The 22,011-nt window shown below is 70.2% G+C and carries 21 protein-coding genes; 18 read left to right on the top strand and 3 right to left on the bottom strand.

The genetic code is table 11. The features are described 5' to 3' along the window. Positions 1–99 precede the first annotated feature (99 nt). From DEJ49_RS06135 to DEJ49_RS06065, 15 genes are all read left to right on the top strand, one after another. Positions 100–1,101, top strand: a complete 1,002-nt coding sequence (locus DEJ49_RS06135; protein WP_150183074.1) for an FKBP-type peptidyl-prolyl cis-trans isomerase — start codon at positions 100–102, stop codon at positions 1,099–1,101. 60 nt (positions 1,102–1,161) lie between these two features. Continuing rightward, positions 1,162–1,536 carry an FKBP-type peptidyl-prolyl cis-trans isomerase gene (locus DEJ49_RS06130; RefSeq protein ID WP_055567247.1) on the top strand — a complete coding sequence of 125 codons (375 nt, stop codon included), beginning with the start codon at positions 1,162–1,164 and terminating at the stop codon, positions 1,534–1,536. A gap of 134 nt (positions 1,537–1,670) precedes the next feature. After that, positions 1,671–2,624: a helix-turn-helix transcriptional regulator gene (locus DEJ49_RS06125; protein ID WP_150183072.1), complete on the top strand. Its 954-nt coding sequence runs from the start codon at positions 1,671–1,673 to the stop codon at positions 2,622–2,624. 18 nt (positions 2,625–2,642) lie between these two features. Further along, entirely contained in the window at positions 2,643–3,638 is a 996-nt protein-coding gene (locus DEJ49_RS06120) for a helix-turn-helix transcriptional regulator (RefSeq protein ID WP_150183070.1), read from the top strand. A gap of 11 nt (positions 3,639–3,649) precedes the next feature. Continuing rightward, a complete protein-coding gene (locus DEJ49_RS06115) occupies positions 3,650–3,916 on the top strand; it encodes a hypothetical protein (RefSeq protein ID WP_150188069.1) in 267 nt (88 codons plus the stop codon). Positions 3,917–3,925: 9 nt separating this feature from the next. Then, positions 3,926–4,123, top strand: coding sequence for a hypothetical protein (locus DEJ49_RS06110; RefSeq protein WP_150183068.1), 198 nt, complete (start codon positions 3,926–3,928; stop codon positions 4,121–4,123). A 210-nt stretch (positions 4,124–4,333) separates the two neighbouring features. After that, complete coding sequence (tatA, locus tag DEJ49_RS06105; protein WP_150165866.1) at positions 4,334–4,618, top strand: Sec-independent protein translocase subunit TatA; 285 nt, start codon at positions 4,334–4,336, stop codon at positions 4,616–4,618. A 95-nt stretch (positions 4,619–4,713) separates the two neighbouring features. Next, positions 4,714–5,607 (top strand): twin-arginine translocase subunit TatC, encoded by an 894-nt coding sequence (tatC, locus tag DEJ49_RS06100; RefSeq protein WP_150188068.1) that lies wholly within the window; start codon positions 4,714–4,716, stop codon positions 5,605–5,607. A 44-nt stretch (positions 5,608–5,651) separates the two neighbouring features. Further along, a complete protein-coding gene (locus DEJ49_RS06095) occupies positions 5,652–6,542 on the top strand; it encodes a diacylglycerol kinase (protein WP_150183066.1) in 891 nt (296 codons plus the stop codon). 95 nt (positions 6,543–6,637) lie between these two features. Further along, a complete protein-coding gene (locus DEJ49_RS06090) occupies positions 6,638–9,448 on the top strand; it encodes a DEAD/DEAH box helicase (protein ID WP_150183064.1) in 2,811 nt (936 codons plus the stop codon). Positions 9,449–9,802: 354 nt separating this feature from the next. After that, positions 9,803–11,410 (top strand): sensor histidine kinase, encoded by a 1,608-nt coding sequence (locus DEJ49_RS06085; protein ID WP_223832739.1) that lies wholly within the window; start codon positions 9,803–9,805, stop codon positions 11,408–11,410. Then, complete coding sequence (locus DEJ49_RS06080) at positions 11,407–11,814, top strand: roadblock/LC7 domain-containing protein (protein WP_150183060.1); 408 nt, start codon at positions 11,407–11,409, stop codon at positions 11,812–11,814. The genes DEJ49_RS06085 and DEJ49_RS06080 overlap by 4 nt, the downstream gene beginning before the upstream one ends. Beyond that, entirely contained in the window at positions 11,811–12,224 is a 414-nt protein-coding gene (locus DEJ49_RS06075) for a DUF742 domain-containing protein (protein WP_150183058.1), read from the top strand. Before DEJ49_RS06080 ends, DEJ49_RS06075 begins: the two co-directional genes overlap by 4 nt. Beyond that, positions 12,205–12,828, top strand: a complete 624-nt coding sequence (locus tag DEJ49_RS06070; protein WP_150183057.1) for a GTP-binding protein — start codon at positions 12,205–12,207, stop codon at positions 12,826–12,828. The genes DEJ49_RS06075 and DEJ49_RS06070 overlap by 20 nt, the downstream gene beginning before the upstream one ends. A 61-nt stretch (positions 12,829–12,889) precedes the next feature. Continuing rightward, positions 12,890–14,371 (top strand): cytochrome P450, encoded by a 1,482-nt coding sequence (locus DEJ49_RS06065; RefSeq protein ID WP_150183055.1) that lies wholly within the window; start codon positions 12,890–12,892, stop codon positions 14,369–14,371. 6 nt (positions 14,372–14,377) lie between these two features. Here the strand turns inward: DEJ49_RS06065 and DEJ49_RS06060 are convergent, their stop codons facing one another. Beyond that, positions 14,378–15,322 (bottom strand): RluA family pseudouridine synthase, encoded by a 945-nt coding sequence (locus tag DEJ49_RS06060; RefSeq protein ID WP_150183053.1) that lies wholly within the window; start codon positions 15,320–15,322, stop codon positions 14,378–14,380. A 180-nt stretch (positions 15,323–15,502) separates the two neighbouring features. On the opposite strand from DEJ49_RS06060, the gene DEJ49_RS06055 reads away from it, so the two are divergent. Continuing rightward, positions 15,503–16,102, top strand: coding sequence for a GNAT family N-acetyltransferase (locus tag DEJ49_RS06055; RefSeq protein WP_150183051.1), 600 nt, complete (start codon positions 15,503–15,505; stop codon positions 16,100–16,102). An 18-nt stretch (positions 16,103–16,120) separates the two neighbouring features. Here the strand turns inward: DEJ49_RS06055 and DEJ49_RS06050 are convergent, their stop codons facing one another. Both DEJ49_RS06050 and DEJ49_RS06045 read right to left on the bottom strand, forming a co-directional pair. After that, positions 16,121–16,957, bottom strand: coding sequence for a siderophore-interacting protein (locus DEJ49_RS06050; protein ID WP_150183049.1), 837 nt, complete (start codon positions 16,955–16,957; stop codon positions 16,121–16,123). 51 nt (positions 16,958–17,008) lie between these two features. Continuing rightward, positions 17,009–17,947 (bottom strand): 5'-3' exonuclease H3TH domain-containing protein, encoded by a 939-nt coding sequence (locus tag DEJ49_RS06045; protein ID WP_411757139.1) that lies wholly within the window; start codon positions 17,945–17,947, stop codon positions 17,009–17,011. Between the two features lie 264 nt (positions 17,948–18,211). Here DEJ49_RS06045 and DEJ49_RS06040 point away from each other — a divergent pair, with 264 nt between their 5' ends. Beyond that, positions 18,212–19,336: a glycine betaine/L-proline ABC transporter ATP-binding protein gene (locus tag DEJ49_RS06040; protein WP_223832738.1), complete on the top strand. Its 1,125-nt coding sequence runs from the start codon at positions 18,212–18,214 to the stop codon at positions 19,334–19,336. Next, positions 19,329–21,938, top strand: coding sequence for an ABC transporter permease/substrate binding protein (locus DEJ49_RS06035; RefSeq protein ID WP_150183045.1), 2,610 nt, complete (start codon positions 19,329–19,331; stop codon positions 21,936–21,938). Before DEJ49_RS06040 ends, DEJ49_RS06035 begins: the two co-directional genes overlap by 8 nt. The last annotated feature ends 73 nt before the right edge of the window (positions 21,939–22,011 follow it).

Genomic DNA, 22,011 nt, shown 5'->3' with positions numbered 1-22,011 from the left:
GCAACACGGGCGCCGTACGTTCCTCGTACGGCGCCCTTCTCACGCCGTAGAGTTGCGCGCACGCCAACCCACAAGATCGACCGATACGAGGCCCCCACCGTGCGCCGACGCTCACTTCTCCTTGCCGTCCCGGCCGGCCTGCTCACGCTGGCAGGCTGTGGTGACGACAAGGCCGACAAGGCCGACAAGACCAAGCCCAGCGACAGCCCGACCAACGACTCGTCGGCGCCGCCGACCGCGAAGATCGTGGACGGGCCGGTGCCCGAGATCACGAAGGGCACGAAGTTCGGTGAGAAGCCGACCGTCGCCAAGGGCTCGGGCAAGCCGTCATCCGACCTCGCCGTGAAGACCCTCATCGAGGGCAAGGGCAAGGAGGTCGCGAAGGGCGACTACCTGCAGGCCAACTACCTCGGTCAGATCTGGGCGACGGCCAAGGTCTTCGACAACTCGTACGACCGCGGGAACCCCACGGTCTTCCCGATCGGCACCGGCCAGGTCATCCCCGGCTGGGACCAGGCACTGGTCGGCAAGAAGCTCGACAGCCGCGTGGAGCTCGCCATCCCCCCGAAGATGGGCTATGGCGAGGAGGGCAACAAGCAGGCGGGCATCAAGGGCACGGACACCCTCGTCTTCGTCGTCGACCTCGTGGGGACCTTCTCCGCCACCAGCTCCGCGAAGGGCAAGGAGGTGGCGCAGTCCAACAAGGACCTGCCCAAGGTCGGCACGAACACGGACGGCAAGGCCCCCTCGGTCGACGTCCCGAAGACGAAGCCGCCGAAGGAGCTCGTCGCGTCGTACGTCCTGGAGGGCGACGGCGACGAGGTCAAGAAGACCGACAGTCTCCTGTGCCAGTACAAGGGCGTGCTGTGGGCCGACGGCAAGGAGTTCGACTCCTCGTACAAGCGCAAGCAGCTCGCGTCGTTCCAGCTGGCGCAGGTCGTCAAGGGCTGGGCGCAGGGTCTGACGGGCAAGAAGGTCGGCAGCCGCGTCCTCATCGTCATCCCGCCGGAGCTGGGGTATGGCGACCAGCCGCCTCAGGGCAGCTCCATCAAGAAGGACTCCACCCTGATCTTCACCGTGGACATCCTCGCGAAGATGTGACGTCCTGCGGGATGTAAGACTGTCCGCGCTGACCTTTCGTATCAAAGCAGGAGCATTTTCGTGAGCATTGACAAGCCCGAGGTCGACTTCCCCGTCGGCGAGCCGCCGGCCGACCTGCAGATCAAGGACATCTGGGAGGGTGACGGCGCGGTCGCCAAGGCGGGCGACTTCGTCAAGGTCCACTACGTGGGTGTCGCCTTCAGCACGGGCGAGGAGTTCGACGCGAGCTGGAACCGCGGCAACCCGCTGGAGTTCCAGCTCGGTGCCGGTCAGGTCATCTCCGGCTGGGACCAGGGCGTGCAGGGCATGAAGGTCGGTGGCCGGCGCGAGCTGACCATCCCGGCCCACCTCGCGTACGGCGACCGCGGCGCCGGCGGCGGCCGCATCGCCCCCGGCGAGACGCTGATCTTCGTCTGCGATCTGGTCTCCGTCTGAGGACGTCTGTGACCTGATCCTTTCGCCGAGGGTCCATGCCTGTCCGGCATGGGCCCTCGGCTTTTGCCGGGACACCCCGGGGCGGTACGGTCATCGGTCGGAAGCACAATCTGAACAGCCGAGAAAGGGCGTCGATGGCCATTGCCAAGGCCGAGCGGCTGATGAATCTTGCGCTGTGCCTGCTCGGGACCCGGCGGCCGCTCAGCAAGCGGGAGCTGCGTGAGTCGATCGAGGCCTATCTGGAGGCGGGGTCCGACGACTCCTTCAACCGGATGTTCGAGCGCGACAAGGACGATCTGCGCGAGCTCGGTCTGGTCATCGAGACCGTGGAGAACCTGGAGGGGGAGGTCGGCTACCTCGCCCGCCGTGACAGCAACCGCCTGCCCGCCATCACCCTGGACGCCGAGGAGGCCGCGGCGCTCGGCCTGGCCGCGAAGGTCTGGCAGCAGGCCCGCCTGGCCGGCGCCGCCAGCGGTGCCCTGCAGAAGCTGCGCGCCGCCGGGCTGCCCGAGGACGTCGACCCGTACGGGTCGCACAGCGCCCTGGAGCCGCGCATCCCCGCGCACGAGGCGTCCTTCGAACCGCTGATGCTCGCCTGCCGGGACCGCCGACCCGTCGTCTTCGACTACCGCAAGGCCACCGCCGCCCGCCCCGAGCAGCGGCACGTCGAGCCGTGGGCGCTGGAGTGCTGGCGCGGCCACTGGTACCTGGCGGGCTGGGACAGGGACCGGGGCGCCGAGCGCGTGTTCCGGCTCTCCCGCATCACCGGGAAGGTGCGGGCCCGCGCGGGGAAGTACACCGCCGACGTCCCGGACGTCGTCACGGTCCGCGAGACCGTCGCGGGCTGGGCGGGGGAGACCGCCGACCGCACCGCCCTGATCCGGCTGCGCACGGACGCCGGGTACCCGCTGCGCGCCAAGGCCGTCGCGGTGCGCGTGGGCGACGACGGGTGGGACGAGCTGGAGATTCCGTACGGGCACGGCCTGGATGCGTGGCTGGTGGAGTTCGGGCCCGATGTGGTGGTCCTCGAGCCCGCCGAGCTGCGGGCCGACGTCGTGGACCGGCTGCGTGCCGTGGCCAAGGGCTGAGGGGAAGCGGACAGAGCAATGGCCTCGAACGCCATCGACCAGACGCGGCGCATGCTGTCGCTGGTGACCTATCTGCGGGAGCGCCCCGGGGCGCACGTCGGCGACGTCGCCCGCGCCTTCGGGATCAGCACCGACGAGCTGATCTCCGACCTCGACGTGCTGCCGCTGTGCGGAACCAGCTTCCGCGGCGGTGACCTCCTGGACATCGACACCGACGGCGACCGCATCTGGTGGCACAACCCCGACGACGTGGCGGCGCCGCTGCGCCTGGCCGCCGACGAGGCGACCGCCCTGCTGGTGGCCGCCCGCGCCGTGTCCACCCTGCCCGGCCTGCGCGAGAGCGACCGCCTCGCGCTGCTGCGCGCCACCGCGAAGCTGGAGACCGCGGCCGGCGAGGCGGCGGGCGCCAGCTCCCGCCTGTCGGTGACGTTCGAGTCCGAGGGTGGCGTCTTCGCCGACGTCGACCGGGCCATCTCCGAGCGGCGCAGACTCTGGATCCGCTACTACTCGCCGGCGCGCGACGAGCTCACCGAGCGGGAGATCGACCCCATCCGCCTGGTGAGCGTCGGCCACACCTACGTGGAGGCGTGGTGCCGCCGCTCCGAGGCGCGGCGCACCTTCCGCCTCGACCGGGTCGCCGAGATCAAGATCCTCGACGAGCCGTCCGCGCCGCCCGAGGTGGAGCTGCGCGACCTCTCCGAAGGACTGGTGCAGCCCGCGGCCGAGGACCCCGAGGTCGTCGTCGAGGTGGGTCCCGGCGGCCGCTGGGTCGCCGAGTACTACCCGCACGACAGCGCCGACGAGCTGCCCGACGGCGGCCTGCGGATCACCCTGCGCACCCCCGACCCGGCCTCGCTGCGGCGGCTCGCGCTGCGGCTCGGCGGGGACGGGCGGATCGTCTCCCCGGCCCAGCTCGCCGACAGCGCGCGGGAGGCGGCCCGCGAGGCCCTCGACGCGTACGAGCGGGAAGCGGCGGCGTACGAGGATCACGACAGTCAGGAGACGGGGCGTTGAGCACACCGACGATGTCCGGACTTCCGGGGGTGCCGTCGCAGCCGCGGCCCGCCTCCGTCCCCGTCCTGTTCACGGCCGCCTGCCCCGACTGCCGGGCCCGCTTCGAGCTGTCCGCGGGCGCGCTGCGCCTCGCCATCGGCGCGAGCGCCCGCACCACCTTCTACTCGTTCACCTGCCCCGAGTGCGAGGCCGCGGTGCGCAAGCCCGCGGGGGAGCGGATCGTCGAACTCCTCACCGGTGGCGGGGTGCGGACGCTGCGCCTGCACTCCACCGTCTAGGCTCGGCGCATGTTCTGGGCGATGCTCGCGATCGCGGCGGGCTTCTTGGGCCTCGCCGTCCTCGGCGTACTGGCGATCAAGGTGTTTGTGGAGGCGCAGCGTCTCGCTCGTCAAGTGACCGAGACCACACGGCAGATCAACCGCGCGGCGGAGGACCTGGAGAAGGCAGCGGCCGGTGTGGCCCGTGCGGGCCGCGGGGCTCTTTAGCGTCCGCGGCCTGTCGGCTCCCGGAGGTGGACGGGTACGCTGCGAATACGGCCCGGGATCGAGGCGGGGGCCGTACTCGGAGTATGCGCGGGGATTGCCGAGCGTTTACCCCGGGGGGTTACGATCGCTGCCATGCGCGGGAGATCGGATATATGTCCGGTCTGCCGAGCAACCAGACTCCTGTCGCCTCGGTGAAGAAGGTAAACAGCTATGGGTAGGCTCGGCCCCACCGAGATCATCCTCATCCTCGTCGTCATCGTCCTGCTCTTCGGTGCGAAGAAGCTGCCCGACATGGCGCGCTCCCTCGGCAAGTCGGCCCGCATCCTCAAGAGCGAGGCCAAGGCCATGAAGTCCGAGAGCAAGGACGACACCGCCGCTCCGGCCGACCCGCCGAGCGACCCGGCCGTCCAGAAGCGCACGATCCAGGCCGCCCCCGGCGACGTGACCAGCTCGCGCCCGGTCACCGAGCCGACCGACCGTACGACGCAGCGCTGATCCAAGGCCGGCGCCGACGGCCGGCCTGCCGCACGAGATGAGGACGTGGGTTGCTCAAGTCTGCCCGCAAGAAGGAGAAGGACCCCGAGGGGCGGATGTCCCTCGCGGAGCACCTTCGTGAGCTCCGCAACCGGCTCGCCAAGGGGCTCCTCGCCATCACGGTCGTGTCGATCGTGGCGGCGTTCTACAGCCAGGAACTGATGGAGTTCCTGGCTGATCCCGTGCCGCGCTGCGAGCCCGGCATGAAGGAGACCGGTGGCCACTGCGCGACCGTGACCTTCAACGACCTGCTCTCGCCCTTCACCACCACGGTGAAGGTCAGCCTCATGGTCGGCATAATCGTTTCAAGCCCGATCTGGCTGTACCAGCTCTGGGCGTTCGTCGCGCCCGGTCTGCACAAGAACGAGCGCAAGTACACGTACTGGTTCGTGTCCGCCGCCGTGCCGCTCTTCTTCGCGGGCGCCTGGCTGGCCTACACGATCCTTCCCGTCAGCATGCGTGTCCTGCTCGGCATCACACCCGACGGCGCGGCGAACCTGCTGCCGATGGACAAGATCCTCGACTTCACCGTCAGGATGGTCCTCATCTTCGGCATCTCGTTCGAGCTCCCACTGCTCCTGGTGATGCTCAACATGACCGGCATGGTGACAGGGCGCCGCATGGCCACCTGGTGGCGCGGCGTCGTCATGGGCGTCTTCATCTTCGGCGCGGTGGCGACCCCGACGACCGACCCGGTCGGCATGATCGCGCTCGCGGGACCGATCGTCGTCCTGTACTTCATCGCGGTCGGCATCTCCCTCCTGAACGACCGCCGCCGTCGCCGCAACAACCCCGACGCCGAGCTCGACGACGACGAGGCGTCCGACCTCGACCTGACCCCGCAGGCCGTCGACGACGTCGAAGCGGTGCGGCCGCCCCGGGCGCTGCCCGAGCAGGCGAACGCCGGACGCAGCGATCAGCGGGTGAACGGTTTCGACGACGTGACCTGACGTTGCTAGGGTCCTCCCTCAAACTCCGTCCGGGGGGACCCTTAGTGACCAGCGAGATCACCCTCTTCGTCAATCCCACCGCGGGTCGCGGCCGGGGCGCCCACGCGGCGCAGCCGGCCGCTTCCGCTCTGCGGGCCCGCGGCTTCTCCGTGCGCACGGTCATCGGTGAGGACGCCCCCGACGCGCTGCGCCGGGCCCGTGCGGCCGTCGAGGGCGGCACGGGGGCCCTCATAGCCGTCGGCGGCGACGGCATGGCGAGCCTGGCGCTGCAGGCCGTCGCCGGGACCCGCACCCCGCTGGGGGTGATCGCGGTGGGGACCGGCAACGACTTCGCGCGAGCCCTCGGGCTGCCCGTGCGGGAGCCGGCCGCCGCCGGGGAACTCGTCGCCGAGGCGCTGAAGGGGGCACGCACGCGTGACGTCGATCTGGGGAGGGTCGGCGGGACGTGGTTCGGGACCGTGCTCGCCTCCGGCTTCGACTCGCGGGTCAACGACCGCGGCAACCGGATGCGGTGGCCCACGGGGCGCTTCAAGTACGACCTGGCGATGGTCGTGGAGCTCGCGGCGTTCCGGCCCGTCCCGTACCGCATCACGCTGGACGGCAGCGACGTCCACGAGGTCGAGGCCACGCTCGTCGCGGTCGGCAACGGAACCTCGTACGGCGGCGGCATGCGGATCTGTGCCGGGGCCGACATGAGCGACGGTCTGTTCGACGTCACCGTGGTCGGCGACTGCACCCGCACGACGCTCCTGAAGGTCTTCCCGCGGGTCTACAAGGGCACGCACCTCGACCATCCGAAGGTCACCGTGCACCGCGCGGCCCGGGTCGAGCTCGCCGCCCCCGGCATCACCGGCTACGCGGACGGGGAACCGCTCGGCGCGCTGCCGCTGACCGCGGAGTGCGTGCCGGGGGCCGTGCGCGTCCTCGGGCCGTGAGCGCCGCGACGCGCGCCGCCTGAGCTGGCACGTTCCACCGCCGTTCCGATAATGATCGTCCGTTGTCAGCGGTGGCCGGTAGTCTCGAAAGCACGATGACAGAGGACCTCTCACCGGCCGAGCGGTACGCGGCGGCGCGCAAGCGCGCTGCCGAGCAGGCCACCGCACTCGCGTCCTTCCGCGAGATGTACGAATTCGGCCTCGACCCCTTCCAGATCGAGGCCTGCCAGGCGCTGGAGGCGGGCAAGGGCGTGCTCGTGGCCGCCCCCACGGGCTCGGGCAAGACGATCGTCGGCGAGTTCGCCGTGCACCTCGCCCTGCTGCAGGGCAAGAAGTGTTTCTACACCACGCCGATCAAGGCGCTCTCCAACCAGAAGTACTCCGACCTCGCCAAGCGGTACGGCGCGGACAAGGTCGGCCTGCTCACCGGCGACAACAGCGTCAACAGCGACGCCCCGGTGGTCGTCATGACCACCGAAGTCCTGCGGAACATGCTGTATTCGGGCTCGCAGTCGCTGCTCAACCTCGGCTATGTGGTCATGGACGAGGTGCACTACCTCTCCGACCGCTTCCGCGGCGCCGTCTGGGAGGAGGTGATCATCCACCTCCAGGAGTCGGTCACGCTGGTCTCCCTGTCGGCGACGGTGTCGAACGCGGAGGAGTTCGGTGACTGGCTCGACACGGTCCGCGGCGACACCCAGGTGATCGTCTCCGAGCACCGGCCGGTGCCGCTGTTCCAGCACGTGCTGGCCGGACGGCGGATGTACGACCTCTTCGAGGAGGGCGAGGGCCGGAAGAAGACGGTCAACCCCGACCTCACGCGCATGGCGCGGATGGAGGCCAGCCGCTCGTACAACCCGCGGGACCGCCGCAAGGGCAAGATGATCCGCGAGGCCGACCGCGAGCGGGAGCGCCGGCAGCGGTCCCGGATCTGGACGCCGGGCAGGCCCGAGGTCATCGAGCGGCTCGACGCCGAGGGCCTGCTGCCCGCCATCACGTTCATCTTCAGCCGGGCCGGCTGCGAGGCCGCGGTCCAGCAGTGTCTGTACGCGGGGCTCAGGCTGAACGACGACGAGGCGCGGATGACGGTCCGCGGGATCGTCGAGGAGCGCACGTCCTCGATCCCGAACGAGGACCTCCACGTCCTCGGCTACTACGAATGGCTGGAGGGCCTGGAGCGCGGCATCGCGGCGCACCACGCGGGCATGCTGCCGACCTTCAAGGAGGTCGTCGAGGAGCTGTTCGTGCGCGGCCTGGTCAAGGCGGTCTTCGCCACCGAGACCCTCGCCCTCGGCATCAACATGCCCGCGCGCAGCGTGGTGCTGGAGAAGCTCGTCAAGTGGAACGGCGAGCAGCACGCCGACATCACCCCGGGTGAGTACACGCAGTTGACGGGCCGTGCCGGGCGCCGCGGCATCGACGTGGAGGGCCATGCGGTGGTGCTCTGGCAGCGCGCCATGAGCCCCGAGCACCTGGCGGGTCTCGCCGGTACGCGCACGTACCCGCTGCGGTCCAGCTTCAAGCCGTCGTACAACATGGCGGTGAACCTGGTCGAGCAGTTCGGGCGGCACCGCTCGCGCGAGCTCCTGGAGACGTCGTTCGCGCAGTTCCAGGCCGACAAGTCGGTCGTGGGCATTTCCCGTCAGGTGCAGAAGAACGAGGTGGGTCTCGAGGGCTACAAGGCCTCCATGACCTGCCACCTGGGCGACTTCGACGAGTACGCGCGGCTGCGCCGCGAGCTGAAGGACCGGGAGAACGAGCTCGCCAAGCAGGGCGCGGCCCAGCGCAGGGCCGCTGCTGCCACCGCCCTGGAGAAGCTGAAGCCGGGCGATGTCATCCACGTGCCGACGGGGAAGTACGCGGGCCTGGCGCTCGTCCTGGACCCGGGGCTGCCCGCCGGGCGTGCCAACGGTCACCGCGGGTTCGACCACGTCGACGGGCCGCGGCCGCTGGTGCTCACGGCCGAGCGGCAGGTCAAGCGGCTCGCGGCCATGGACTTCCCGGTGCCCGTCGAGGCGCTGGAGCGGATGCGCATCCCGAAGTCGTTCAACGCGCGCTCCCCGCAGTCCCGCAGGGACCTGGCGTCCGCGCTGCGCACCAAGGCCGGGCACATCGTCCCGGACCGGCACCGCAAGGGCCGCGCGACGGCCGCCGACGACCAGGAGATCGCGCGGTTGCGCGCGGAGCTGCGCGCGCACCCCTGCCACGGCTGTGACGAGCGCGAGGACCACGCGCGCTGGGCCGAGCGATATTACCGCCTCAAGCGCGACACCTCGCAGCTGGAGCGCCGCATCGAGGGGCGTACGAACACGATCGCCCGCACCTTCGACCGGATCGTCGCGCTCCTGACCGAGCTCGACTATCTGCGGGGCGACGAGGTCACCGAGCACGGCAAGCGGCTCGCCCGGTTGTACGGGGAGCTGGATCTGCTGGCCAGCGAGTGCCTGCGGGCCGGTGTGTGGGAGGGCCTGAGCCCGGCCGAACTGGCCGCCTGTGTCTCCGCGTTGGTGTACGAGGCGCGGGTCGGCGACGACGCGCTCGCGCCCAAGCTGCCGTCCGGCGCGGCGAAGGCGGCGCTCGGCGAGATGGTGCGCATCTGGGGCCGTCTCGACGGTCTGGAAGAAGAGTTCAAGATCAGTCAGACGGAGGGCGTCGGCCAGCGGGAGCCCGACCTCGGCTTCGCCTGGGCGGCGTACATGTGGGCCAACGACAAGGGCCTGGACGAGGTGCTGCGCGAGGCGGAGATGCCGGCCGGCGACTTCGTGCGCTGGTGCAAGCAGGTCATCGACGTCCTCGGGCAGATCTCCGCCGCTGCCCCGCGCGAGGGCAGCACGGTCGCGAAGAACGCCCGCAAGGCCGTCGACCAGCTCCTGCGGGGTGTGGTGGCGTACAGCTCGGTGGGCTGAGCCGGACCTCCGTCGCGCCACGGGCGCGTTCCTCGACCAACTCGGTCGTGGGGCGCGCCCGTTCGGCGTTTCACGACGTTTTCGAGGCGTCACTCCATGTGTTCGAACGATCGCCAGCTGTGCAAAAGGGCAGAGTGTATGCCTCTCGGCGGGCCCTGTGCAGAGGGTTGCCGAATATGACACGACGATGATTCCGGCGGACTAAGCTCGCCCGGAGCGCGGCGAGTTGAACGAGTTGCAACGGATTCGCGCGCTTGTTCCCAAATCTTTCGATCGTTCGTTTCGTCATTCCCCTATGTTCCGTCGTTCCCCAAGACGTCACATTCCCCCAAGACGAGTGTTCAGAGGGCATACATGGTGAGTGTTCAATCGCCTCCCGGTGGCCGAGAAGTCCCTTACGCGCGCGTGTTGTTGCTGCCCGCCATGCTGATGGCGGCGGCGACCGGAGCCGCCGTCGCCTCGGTGGCACCGCCGGCCCGGCCCGCCGTCACCTGGTGCGGCGCCGTCGCGACCCTCATGGTCATCGCGGTCGGCGCCGAAGCGGTGCGCCGCGGCCGGACCATCCGGGGGCAGCGCACGCAGTACGCAGAGCGGCTCGCCTTCCTCGAACGGCGCATCGCATCCCACGACGACGAGACCGTGCGCCTGGGCAGGGAGCTCCTGCCCGACGCGCTCTGGCGGCTCCGGCAGGGCGAAGCGCCCCCGGAAGTCATCCGCAACGTCGTCGACAAGAACGAGGTCTACCGCGAACTCCCCGCATCTCAGCGCGACTTGCTGCGGTCCATCCTTGAGATCCTGGACAACGAGGAGGCGATGCGCGAATCCGCGCAGCGCGCCTTCGTCAACATCGCCCGTCGCGTCCAGTCGATCGTCCACCAGCAGGCCGCGGAACTCCGTGAGATGGAGGAGTTCCACGGACGCAACCCCGAGGTCTTCGACGACCTGCTGCGCATCGACCACGGCACCGCGCTGATCGGCCGGCTCGCCGACTCCATCACGGTGCTCGGCGGCGCGCGCCCGGGCCGCCAGTGGCCCGAGCCCGTCCGGCTGTTCAGCGTGCTGCGCGGCGCGATGTCCCGGATCCTCGACTACCCGCGCGTGGAACTGCACTCCATCGCCGACGTCGCCATCCTCGGCACGTCCGTCGAGCCGCTCATCCACGCCTGCGCCGAACTCCTCGACAACGCCACCCGGTACTCGCCCCCGCAGACCAAGGTGCACGTCACCGCGGTCGAGGTGCAGACCGGCATCGCCGTCGAGATCGAGGACGGCGGCGTCAGCCTCAGCGAGGAGGCGCGGGCCCGCGCCGAACGCATGCTGGCGCAGGCCCAGGCCGGCATCGACCTCAACGACCTCGGGGAGACGCCGCGCCTCGGCATGGCCGTCGTCGGCCGCCTCTCCCAGATGTACAACCTCCAGGTCTCCCTGCGGCAGTCCGCGTACGGCGGCGTCCGCGCGGTGCTCATCGTGCCGCGCGAGATGATGACCACCGGGCCCGCGCCCGGCCTCGCCCACGGCATCGGCGCCTCCGCCGTGCCCCGCGTCGACAACAGCGGCCGCACCATCGAGGAACCCGCCCGCAACATCCGCCGCAAGAAGCCGCGCGTCGTCACCGCGGGCCCGCCCTTGCGCTCCCCGCTCACCGCGACCATGGAGGACGACGTCCCCGAGGTCACCGAATGGACGGAGGGAGGCCTCCCGCAGCGCCGCAGCCGCGTCAAGATCTCCCTCGCCGAGCGGTACGCACAGGAGGCCGAGGCCCAGCGTGTCGCCGAGGCCCACGCCGCGGCCACCGCACAGCCCCCCGCACCGCCCAAGCGGCAGGAACCCGAACCGGGCCTGTGGATCGAGGCGTTCATGAAGGGCGTCAAGGGCGACCCCGCCGCGGACCAGCCGGAGGAGTCCGGTCCGGTGCCCCCGCAGAACAACCACGGCAACGCCGACGAGAGGGACTGGCAGTGATCCAGCAACGCGCCAACTTCGACTGGATGCTGAAGGAGCTCGCCGACGGAGTGCCGCAGACCCGGCAGATCGTGGTGCTCTCGGCGGACGGCCTGCGCATCGCGCGCTACGGCGGCGATCCCGACGCGGCCGACCGCATCGCCGCCGCCTGCGCGGGCCTGCAGAGCCTCGCCGCCGCCGTCGCCACCGAGATCCCCCGCAGCGACGGCGGCATGAAGATGGTCATCATCGAGATCAACGGCGGCTACTTCTACCTGATGGCCGCGGGCGCGGGCGCCTACCTCGCCGTGCTCGCCGACGAGACCGTCGACGCGGGCCTCATCGGCACCCGCATGCGTGACCTCGTCGTACGCATCGGGGCGCATCTGACCAGCCCGCCCCGGCGTGACGGGCAGGCCGTATGACTCCTCCGCAAGACTCCCCACGCGGCCCGCAACAGGGCGATGTCCCGCCGCAGGGCGGTGCGACTCCCCAGCGGGAGCGCCGCAGCCCCTCGAACCCGGAGCGGCTGTACATCCTCACGGGCGAGGACTCCGAGCGCGCGCCGCTCGACCTCGTCACCCTGATCGTCGCGCAGGGCGAGGCGTCCCCGACGGCGCAGCCGGAACACTCGGCGGTACTGCGGCTGTGCACGACGCCGCTGTCCGTCGCCGAGCTCTCGGCGTACATGTCGCTGCCGTTCTCCGTCGTGACCGTCGTCCTGACGGAGTTACTCGCGACCGACCTCGTGCAGGCGCGCGCCCCCGTCGTCCGCTCCGCGCTCCCCGACCGATCCCTCCTCGAAGCGGTGATGCATGGACTTCAGAAACTCTAGGAACACGGACACGATCACCGGCCCCCGCAGCGAGGACGTGCTGCCGCACACGGCCGCGGCCGCCGTGAAGGTCGTGATCGTGGGCGGGTTCGGGGTCGGCAAGACGACGATGGTCGGCTCGGTGAGCGAGATCCGCCCGCTGACCACCGAGGAGACGATGACCCAGGCGGGCATCGGCGTCGACGACAACTACGGCTCCGAGTCCAAGACGGCCACCACCGTGGCGATGGACTTCGGCCGCATCAGCATCTCCGAGGAGCTCGTCCTCTACCTCTTCGGGACCCCCGGCCAGGAACGCTTCTGGTTCCTGTGGAACGGCCTCTTCGAAGGCGCGCTCGGCGCGGTCGTGCTCATCGACACCCGCCGCCTCGAAGTCAGCTTCGACGTCATCGGCCGCCTGGAGGAGCGCGGCGTGCCGTTCGTCGTCGCCGTCAACGACTTCCCCGACGCGCCCCACCACCCGGTCGCGACCCTGCGCAGGGCCCTCGACCTGGAGGAGATCGTGCCGATCATGGCGTGCGACGCCCGCCGCAAGGAATCCAGCAGGGACGTCCTGATGACCCTGATGCGCTACCTCCACTCCCTGACCGCGGCCCGCGTCTGACCGTGCCCCCACCCGTACCCAGCCCCCCGCCCCCTCCTCAGCGAAACCCGGAGCGACGACCGTGACGACCCCTCCCCCTTCCCCCTGGGCCGGCACCGACGACCTCGGTGCCGCACCGCCCGGCTGTCCCGCCCACGGCCTCGGCCCCGGCGGCCTGCGCCGCATCTACGGCCCCGAGGCGGACACCGACCTCGCGGGCCTGTACGAGAAGCTGCGCGCCGAGCACGGCCCGGTCGCGCCCGTGCTGATCCACAACGACGTGCCGATGTGGGTCGTGCTCGGGCACAGCGAGAACCTCCACATGGTCCGCACCCCCTCGCAGTACACCCGCGACTCGCGCACCTGGCGCGCCGTGCGGGACGGCACCGCCGGCCTCGACCACCCGCTCGCCCCCGTCTTCACCTGGCAGCCGATGTGCAGCTTCGTCGAGGGCGACGAGCACCAGCGGCTGCGCGGCGCGGTCACCGGCGCCATGTCCGGCATCGACCACCGCGGCATCCGCCGCTACATCAACCGCTACACGAACCACCTGCTCAACGACTTCTGCCAGGAGGGCCACGCCGACCTCGTCAGCCAGTTCGCCGAGCACCTGCCGATGATGGTGATGTGCCACGTCCTCGGCATGCCCGAGGAGTACAACGAACGCATCGTGCAGTCCGCCCGCGACATGATCAAGGGCACCGAGACCGCCATCGCGAGCAACGCGTATGTGATGGAGGTCCTGATGGGGCTGGTGGCGCGGCGCCGCGCCAACCTCGAGGAGGACTTCACCAGCCGCCTCATCGCCCACCCCGCGCAGCTCACCGACGACGAGGTCGGCGCGCACCTGCGGCTCGTGCTCATCGCCGCGTACGAGGCGACCGCCAACCTCATCGCGAACGTCGTGCGGATGGTCCTCACCGACCCGCGCTTCAGGGCGCAGCTCAGCGGCGGGCAGATGACGGTGCCCGAGGCGGTCGAGCAGTCCCTGTGGGACGAGCCGCCGTTCAGCGCGATGGTCGGCTACTTCGCGAAGCAGGACACCCAGCTCGGCGGCCAGAAGATCCGCGCGGGCGACGGCCTGATCATGGGCATCGCGCCGGGCAACGTCGACCCGGTCGTGCGGCCCGATCTCGCCGCCAACATGCAGGGCAACCGCTCGCACCTCGCGTTCAGCGGCGGGCCGCACGAGTGCCCGGGACAGGACATCGGCCGCGCCATCGCCGACACCGGTGTCGACGCGCTCCTGATGCGCCTGCCGGACGTCGAACTCGCCATCGACGAGCGGGATCTGCGGTGGACCTCGTCCATCATGTCGCGGCACCTCGTGGAGCTGCCGGTCAAGTTCGCGCCGCGCCCGCCGCAGGACGTCACGGCCCGCCCTTCGGCGCAGCTGCCGCCTCCGCGCAGGGACTGGCACGTGTCGTCCCCGGCACCGCGCCCCGCGGCGCCCGCCGCCCCGGCCGCCCCGCCGTCACCGGCGGCCGCCCCGGCCCCGGCTCCCGAGGCCGTGCGGCCCAAGGGGGCGTGGCAGCGCTTCCTCACCTGGTGGCGTGGCTACTGACGGCGGCTACCGCGCCCACGTGTCGTACGCCTCCCAGGCCTCCAGCGTTCGTTCGCTGGTGAAGCGGTGGGCGGCGCCCGTGACCGGGTCCGTGAACTCCAGGACACGCGCCAGGAGTTGCAGCGGCCGCCGGAAGTCGTCCGGCGGCACGGGCCCGGCCACCACCGGATAGACGGGGTCGCCGAGGATCGGCAGGCCCAACGCGTTCATGTGGACGCGGAGTTGGTGGGTGCGGCCGGTGTGCGGGGTCAGACGGTAGCGGCCGAGGCCGGCGCGGTGCTCGACGAGTTCGACGCGGCTCTCGCTGTTGGGTTCGGCGCCCGCCACCTCGTACGCGGCGATGATCCCGCGCTCCTTCACGATATGGCTGCGCACGGTACGGGGGAGTGGCACGTCCGGGTCGTACGGGGCCACCGCCTCGTACTCCTTGTGCACGAGTCGGTCCCGGAACAGTGTCTGGTACGCGCCGCGTTCCTCGGGCCGCACCGTGAACAGGAGCAGTCCCGCGGTCAGCCGGTCCAGGCGGTGGGCGGCGCCGAGCGTCGGGACGCCGAGTTCCGTGCGGAGCCGGGCGAGGGCCGTCTGCGTGACGTGGCTGCCGCGGGGCATCGTGGCGAGGAAGTGCGGCTTGTCCGCGACGACGATGTGCTCGTCGCGGTGGACGACGTCGAGGGCGAAGGGGACGGGGACCTCGGCGGGGAGGTCCCGGTGGAACCAGACGGAGGCGCCCGGCAGGTAAGGGGTGTCGGGCGCCACCGGTTCGCCGTCCGCTCCGACGAAACGGCTGTCCCGCACCATCGCGTCGACGACGCCGGGCCCGACCGGGAGCCGCTCCACCAGGTAGGCGCGCACGGTCGGCCACGGCCCGTCGGCCGGCAGGGCGACCCGCACGGGGTCGATGCCGTCGCGCTGGGGGAGCGGGGCGGGCGGAAGGCGGCGCTTGCGTCTCATCAGGGGGTCAGCGTACGGGGCCGCCCAGGTCACGGGGGGTGTGGGCGGGAGCGGTCGGGGTGTTCGCGGATCTTCCGGGGCGGGCGGGTGTGCGGGGCGCGCGAGCTCGTGCCCCGCAGGCTCACGTGCGCCCCGGAAAACCACTGCCGTCGCCCGTGTCCCCGCTGGCACGATGCGCCCATGCCCTTCAAGATCTCCGACATCGTCGCGGCCGGTACCCTCGCCCGCCGCACGCAGCCCACGCTGCCCGTCCCCGGCGGTTTGGTCCTGCGCCCCTGGTCGATCACTGACGTGCCCGCGGTGTACGAAGCGTTCCAGGACCCCGTGATACAGCGCTGGCACGCGCGCGTGGCCGACTCCGAGAGCGAGGTGCGCGGTTGGATAGAGGGCTGGCGCACGGCGTGGGCGGACGAGCGCGACGCGTACTGGGCGATCGCCGACGCGGGAACCGACGAGGTGGTGGGCAGGGTCGCGCTGCGCTGCATGGTGCTCGCCGACGGCCAGGCGGAGGTGGCGTACTGGACGATGCCCTCGGCCCGCGGCCGCGGCATCGCTCCCCGGGCCGTGGAGGCGCTCGCGGAGTGGGCGTTCGAAGAGGTGGGCCTGCACCGCCTGGAACTGACCCACTCCACGGCGAACGAGGCGTCGTGCCGCGTCGCCCTGAAGACGGGGTTCGCGGCGGAGGGCACGAAGCGGAGTGCGCTGCTGCACGAGGACGGGTGGCACGACATGCATCTGCATGCGCGGATCAGGGGGGAGCGGGCGGGTACGGCGGTGTGAACCTGCCGCTCCCGTGGGTCAGGCCGCCTTCTCCTGTTCCGCCTCCACCTGCGCGTTCCACTCCCGCTTCGATGCCTGCCAGCCGTCCTCGTTGTGGCCGAGGCGCCAGTAGCCGGAGATGGAGAGCTGGTCGCGGGGGATCTCGCGTTCCATGCGGAGGTAGCGGCGGAGTTCCTTCACGAAGCCCGCCTCGCCGTGGACGAAGGCCTGGAGGGTCCCCGGGGGGAACTCCAGGGAGCGGACGGCCTCGATGAGGAGTTCGCCGACGGGCCGGTCGCCGCGGTGGAGCCAGGTGACCTCCGCTGTCGTGGCGATCTTCTGCTCCTCGTCCTGGCCCTCGACCTCGATGAAGATGTGGGCCGCCGCGCCTTCGGGCAGGGCCTCCGCCGCCGCGGCGATCGCGGGCAGTGCGCTCTCGTCGCCGGCGAGCAGGTGCCAGTCGGCGTCCGCGTCCGGGGCGTACGCGCCGCCCGGTCCGAGCAAGCGCATCGTGGCGCCCGGCCGGACGTCGCGGGCCCACGGCCCCGCGAGGCCCTCGTCGCCGTGGATCACGAAGTCGAGGGCGAGCTCGCGGGCCTCCGGGTCCCAGGAGCGCACCGTGTACGTGCGGGTGACCGGCCACTGGTCGCGCGGGAACTCCTCGCGGATCCGCTGCATGTCGAAGGGCTCGGGATAGGTGACGCCCTCCGCGTCGAAGAGCAGTTTCACGTAGTGGTCGGTGCACTCGCCGGCCGCGAACTCGGCGAGGCCCTCGCCGCCGAGGACCACCCGCTGCATGTGCGGGGTCAGCCGCTCCGTGCGGACGACCTGCGCGACATGGGCCTTCGGTGCTTTGCGTGCCGGACGTTCTGCCATGGCGACGGCCTCCCCTGATCCACAGTACTTAGGTTTACCTAAGCTAACACCTCAGGGGTGAAGGGTGGAGAGCAGTCGCTGCAGCGAGCCGCCCAGGTTCCAGCGGGCCGCGAGTTCATCCAGGGCGGCGGGGTCGTGGGGGGTGTCCGGAAGGGCGATGTCCACTTCCGGGAGCGGGACATCGTCCGCCACTCGTACGACCTTCGGCGCGACCGCCACGTAGGCGCGCGACTCGTCGAGGCGCCTGCGCTGCGACGGGGTCAGCTTCGACTTCGGGTCGTCGACCGCAGCCATGATCCCGGCCAGGTCGCCGAAGGCGTCCAGGAGTTTCGCGGCCGTCTTCTCGCCGATGCCCGGGACGCCCGGCAGGCCGTCGCTCGGGTCGCCGCGCAACAGCGCCAGGTCGACGTAGCCCGGCCCGTCCACGCCGTACTTCTCGCGCAGCCACGCCTCGTCGGTCGTCTGCAGGGTGCCGACGCCCTTGAGGGGATAGAGGACGCGGACGCCGCGCTTGTCGTCGACCAGCTGGTAGAGGTCGCGGTCGCCGGTGACGATGTCGACCGGACCGGCGGCGCGCGCCGTGAACGTGCCGATCACGTCGTCCGCCTCGTACGCCTCGACGCCCACACGCGCGATGCCGAGCGCGTCGAGCACCTGCTCGATGACCGGGACCTGCGGCGAGAGGGTGTCCGGGATCTCCTCGGCGTCCGCGCCGCTCTCGACCTCCTCGGCGACGCGGTGCGCCTTGTACGAGGGGATGAGCTCGACCCGCCACTGTGGGCGCCAGTCCGCGTCCATGCAGGCGACCAGGTCGTCCGGCCGGTGGTCCTGGACGAGGCGCGTGATGAAGTCGAGCAGCCCGCGCACGGCGTTGACCGGAGTGCCGTCCGGGGCCTTCACGGACTCCGGGACGCCGAAGTACGCCCTGAAGTACAGGGAAGCCGTGTCGAGAAGCATGAGCCGTCGTGTTCGCTGAGTCACATCGCGCATCATGCCGCACGGCACCGACAGTGCGAACGTGCTGCGTACGACGGTGTGGCCGCGTTGCGCATCGCGCCTCTCCGTGCCGACAGCGCAACGGATGTGACGTGGGTCACTCATCGGTTTGGGTCGAACAAGCGTGGGCAGGTGCGCAGCCGGAGCGGACCCGGTCGCATATTCAACTTTTCGATCGGTAAGCGGGCAGACCCCGTGCCGCTCCACGGCCCGCCGGCGGGGGAGGCGGGCCGTCTTGGTTCGACCCGAGAGGTGTATGTGTCCAGGCTGCAGGCCGAGCACTTGTACAAAGTGTTCGGCAGACGACCCGATGACGCGGTGGAGAAACTCCGCCACGGAGCCGACCGAGAGGAGCTGCGCGCCAACGGCACCACCGCTGCCGTCATCGACGCGTCCTTCGAGGTCGAGCCGGGCCAGATCTTCGTCGTCATGGGTCTCTCCGGATCCGGCAAGTCCACGTTGCTGCGCATGCTCAACGGACTGTCGGAGCCGACGGCCGGTCATGTCCGCTTCGACGGTCAGGATCTGACCGAGCTGAGCGCCCGCGAGATGCGGGAGGTGCGTTCCAAGAAGATCAGCATGGTCTTCCAGCACTTCGCGCTCTTCCCGCACCGCAGTGTCCTGGAGAACGCCGGCTACGGCCTCGAGGTGCAGGGCGTGCCCCGCGCCGAGCGCGAGAAGCGCGCCACCGAGGCGCTGGAGCTCGCGGGCCTCAAGGGCTGGGAGAAGTCCTGGCCCGACGAGCTGTCCGGCGGCATGCAGCAGCGCGTGGGCCTCGCCCGCGCGCTCGCCACCGACGCCGACCTGCTCCTCATGGACGAGTCGTTCAGCGCACTCGACCCGCTGATCCGGCGCGACATGCAGGACCAGCTCCTCGTGCTGCAGAAGCGGCTGAAGAAGACCATCGTCTTCATCACCCACGACCTCAACGAGGCCATGCGCCTGGGCGACCAGATCGCCGTCATGCGCGACGGCCGCATCGTCCAGATCGGCAACGCCGAGGACATCCTCGTCACGCCGGCCAACGACTACGTCGCCGCGTTCACGCAGGACGTCGACCGCTCCCGCGTGCTGACGGCGGGCGCGATCATGGCCGACGCCGACAAGGACTTCGTGCGGGCCGACGCACCGGCGACGGTCGCCGAGGACACGCCGATCATCGAGCTGTTCACGCCGTGCTCCACCAGCGAGGTGCCGGTCGCCGTGACCGACGCCGACGGCGAGCTCGTGGGTGTCGTGCCGCGGGCGCGGCTGCTCGCCGTGCTCGGCGAGCCGATGAAGGAACCGGAAGACGCGGCGGCGGCTTCCATACCCGCCCAGGAGAAGGGCGACGCCCACGACACGGGCGGCAAGAGCGCGGGCAAGGTGAGCAGCGGTGCCTAGGATTCCTTTCGGCGACTGGGTCAATGACTCGGTCGAGTGGCTGAGAACCCACATGGACTGGCTGTTCTCGTTCATCAAGACGATCTTCCAGAACATGTGGGACGGCGTCTTCGACGTCCTCTCCGGACCCGAGCCGCTGCTGATGGCGGGCATCCTCGCCGTCATCGCGTTCTGGCTGCGCGGCCTGCTCGGCGGCGTCCTCGCCTTCGCGGGATTTGCCTTCATCGTGTCCCTGGAGCTGTGGGACAACGCGATGATGACGCTGTCCCTGGTGCTCGTCTCGACCTTCGTGGCGCTGGTCATCGCCGTGCCCGTGGGCATCTGGGCGGCCCGCTCCAAGACGGTCAGCGGCATCGTCCGGCCGGTCCTCGACTTCATGCAGACGCTGCCCGCGATGATCTACCTCATCCCGGCGCTGCTGTTCTTCCGCATGGGTGCCCCCGCGGGCATCGTCGCCACGATCGTCTTCGCGCTCGCCCCCGGTGTGCGCATGACCGAGCTCGGCATCCGGCAGGTCGACAAGGAGCTGGTCGAGGCCGCCGACGCGTTCGGCACCACGCCCCGCAACACCCTGTTCCGCGTCCAGCTGCCGCTCGCGCTCCCGACGATCATGGCCGGTGTCAACCAGGTCATCATGCTCGGCCTCTCCATGGCGGCGCTGACCGGCATGGTCGGCACCCCGGGCCTCGGCGCGGACGTCAACGCGGCCATCGGCCAGCTCGACGTCGGTCTCGGCGCGGAGGCGGGCGTCTCCATCGTCATCCTCGCCATCTACCTGGACCGCGTCACCAGCGGCCTGGGCGGGCAGGTCTCGCCGCTCGGCCGCCGTGCGCTCGCCAAGCTGCGGGCCGCGCAGGGTCTGAACATCTGGAACTACCGCCCCCGGCCCGTCGTCGCGGTGGTCGGCGTCGTCGTCCTCGCGCTCGTCGCGGGCGGCATGAGCATCTTCGGCGGCACCAAGTCCGAGCCCGTGGCCGACTCCGAGAACGTCGGTCAGGGCAAGGAAATCAACATCGGCTACATCAACTGGGACGAGGGCATCGCCTCCACCTTCCTCTGGAAGGAGATCCTGGAGCAGCGCGGCTTCAAGGTGAACGCCAGCCTGCTCGACGCGGGCCCGCTCTACACCTCGCTCGCCCAGGGCGACGTCGACTTCCAGACCGACTCGTGGCTGCCGACGACGCACGCCACGTACATGAAGAAGTACGGCGACAAGCTGGAGGACCTCGGCGCCTGGTACGACCGGACGTCGCTGGAGCTGACCGTCCCGTCGTACATGAAGGACGTGAACTCGCTCGCCGACCTCAAGGGCAAGGGCGGCACGTTCGACGGCAAGATCACCGGCATCGAGCCGAGCGCCGGTGAGATGCAGCTCCTGAAGAGCAAGGTCCTCAAGGAGTATGGCCTCGACAAGGAGTACAAGGTCGTCGACGGCTCCACCACCGCGATGCTGTCCGAGCTGAAGGCGGCGTACGCGAAGAAGGAGCCGATCGTCGTCCCGCTCTGGTCGCCGCACTGGGCGTACAACGACTTCGACCTGAAGAAGCTCAAGGACCCGAAGGGTGCCTGGGGCAAGGGTGACGGCGTGCACTCGCTGGCGCGCAAGGGCTTCTCGAAGGAGAACCCGCAGCTCGCCAAGTGGCTCAAGAACTTCAAGCTGGAAGAGAAGCAGCTCACCAGCCTCGAAGCGGAGATCAACAAGGCCGGCAAGGGCAAGCAGCAGGACGCCGTGCGCGCCTGGCTGAAGAAGAACCCGAAGGTCGTCGACAAGCTCGCCCCGCTGCCGAAGAACTCCGGTGGCGAGGAGAAGAAGCGCCCGCTGAAGGCCGCGTACTTCGCCTGGGACGAGAACGTCGCCGTCACCAACCTGTGGAAGCGCGTCCTGGAGAAGCGCGGCTACAAGATGGAGCTGACCCCGGCCGACGTGGGCCCCGCCTACACCGGTCTCGCGCAGGGCGACATCGACCTCAACCTGGACGCCTGGCTGCCCACCGCGCAGAAGACGTACTGGGACAAGAACAAGGCGAACCTGAAGGACCTCGGGTCCTGGTACAGCCCGACCTCCCTGGAGGTCGCCGTCCCGTCGTACGTCAAGGACGTCAAGTCGCTCGAGGACCTCAAGGGCAAGGGCGACAAGTTCAAGGGCAAGATCATCGGCATCGAGCCGGGCACCGGCGTGATGCAGGCCCTCAAGGACAAGGTCCTGCCGGGTTACGGCCTGGAGGACGAGTACGAGATCGCCGCGGGCTCGACCCCGGCGATGCTCTCCGAGCTGAAGACCGCGTACGCGAAGAAGGAGCCGGTCGCGGTTCTGCTCTGGTCGCCGCACTGGGCGTACAGCGAGTACGACCTGACCAAGCTGAAGGACCCCAAGGGTGGCTTCGGCAAGGGCAACACGATCCGGTCGCTCTCCAGCAAGGACTTCCCGAACCAGTACCCGCAGCTCACGAAGTGGCTCAAGAACTTCAAGATGAGTGAGAAGGAACTGGCGAGCCTGGAGAACGAGATCAACAAGGCGGGCAAGAACAACGAGCCCAAGGCCGTCGACGCCTGGCTGAAGAAGAACCCGGGCTTCGAGGAGAAGATGACGGCTGTGAAGTAGTCACAAGCCGCCGTAGTCCTGGGGGTGGGTCTCGCCTTGTGGCGAAGCCCACCCCCTTCGGCGTTCCTGCGGG

The organism is Streptomyces venezuelae (assembly GCF_008642335.1).
Taxonomy (GTDB): domain Bacteria; phylum Actinomycetota; class Actinomycetes; order Streptomycetales; family Streptomycetaceae; genus Streptomyces; species Streptomyces venezuelae_F.
The sequence above is the reverse complement of the archived record's forward strand: the minus strand, read 5'-3'. Positions and strand labels throughout refer to the sequence as shown.

Bases quoted from the DNA above. Each gene is read 5' to 3' on its own strand.
- DEJ49_RS06125 (WP_150183072.1), top strand. From the start codon at position 1,671: ATGGCCATTGCCAAGGCCGAGCGGCTGATGAATCTTGCGCTGTGCCTG.
- DEJ49_RS06120 (WP_150183070.1), top strand. From the start codon at position 2,643: ATGGCCTCGAACGCCATCGACCAGACGCGGCGCATGCTGTCGCTGGTG.
- DEJ49_RS06115 (WP_150188069.1), top strand. From the start codon at position 3,650: ATGTCCGGACTTCCGGGGGTGCCGTCGCAGCCGCGGCCCGCCTCCGTC.
- DEJ49_RS06110 (WP_150183068.1), top strand. From the start codon at position 3,926: ATGTTCTGGGCGATGCTCGCGATCGCGGCGGGCTTCTTGGGCCTCGCC.
- tatA (WP_150165866.1), top strand. From the start codon at position 4,334: ATGGGTAGGCTCGGCCCCACCGAGATCATCCTCATCCTCGTCGTCATC.
- tatC (WP_150188068.1), top strand. From the start codon at position 4,714: ATGTCCCTCGCGGAGCACCTTCGTGAGCTCCGCAACCGGCTCGCCAAG.
- DEJ49_RS06090 (WP_150183064.1), top strand. From the start codon at position 6,638: ATGACAGAGGACCTCTCACCGGCCGAGCGGTACGCGGCGGCGCGCAAG.
- DEJ49_RS06085 (WP_223832739.1), top strand. From the start codon at position 9,803: ATGGTGAGTGTTCAATCGCCTCCCGGTGGCCGAGAAGTCCCTTACGCG.
- DEJ49_RS06075 (WP_150183058.1), top strand. From the start codon at position 11,811: ATGACTCCTCCGCAAGACTCCCCACGCGGCCCGCAACAGGGCGATGTC.
- DEJ49_RS06070 (WP_150183057.1), top strand. From the start codon at position 12,205: ATGGACTTCAGAAACTCTAGGAACACGGACACGATCACCGGCCCCCGC.
- DEJ49_RS06060 (WP_150183053.1), bottom strand. From the start codon at position 15,322: ATGAGACGCAAGCGCCGCCTTCCGCCCGCCCCGCTCCCCCAGCGCGAC.
- DEJ49_RS06055 (WP_150183051.1), top strand. From the start codon at position 15,503: ATGCCCTTCAAGATCTCCGACATCGTCGCGGCCGGTACCCTCGCCCGC.
- DEJ49_RS06050 (WP_150183049.1), bottom strand. From the start codon at position 16,957: ATGGCAGAACGTCCGGCACGCAAAGCACCGAAGGCCCATGTCGCGCAG.
- DEJ49_RS06045 (WP_411757139.1), bottom strand. From the start codon at position 17,947: ATGCGCGATGTGACTCAGCGAACACGACGGCTCATGCTTCTCGACACG.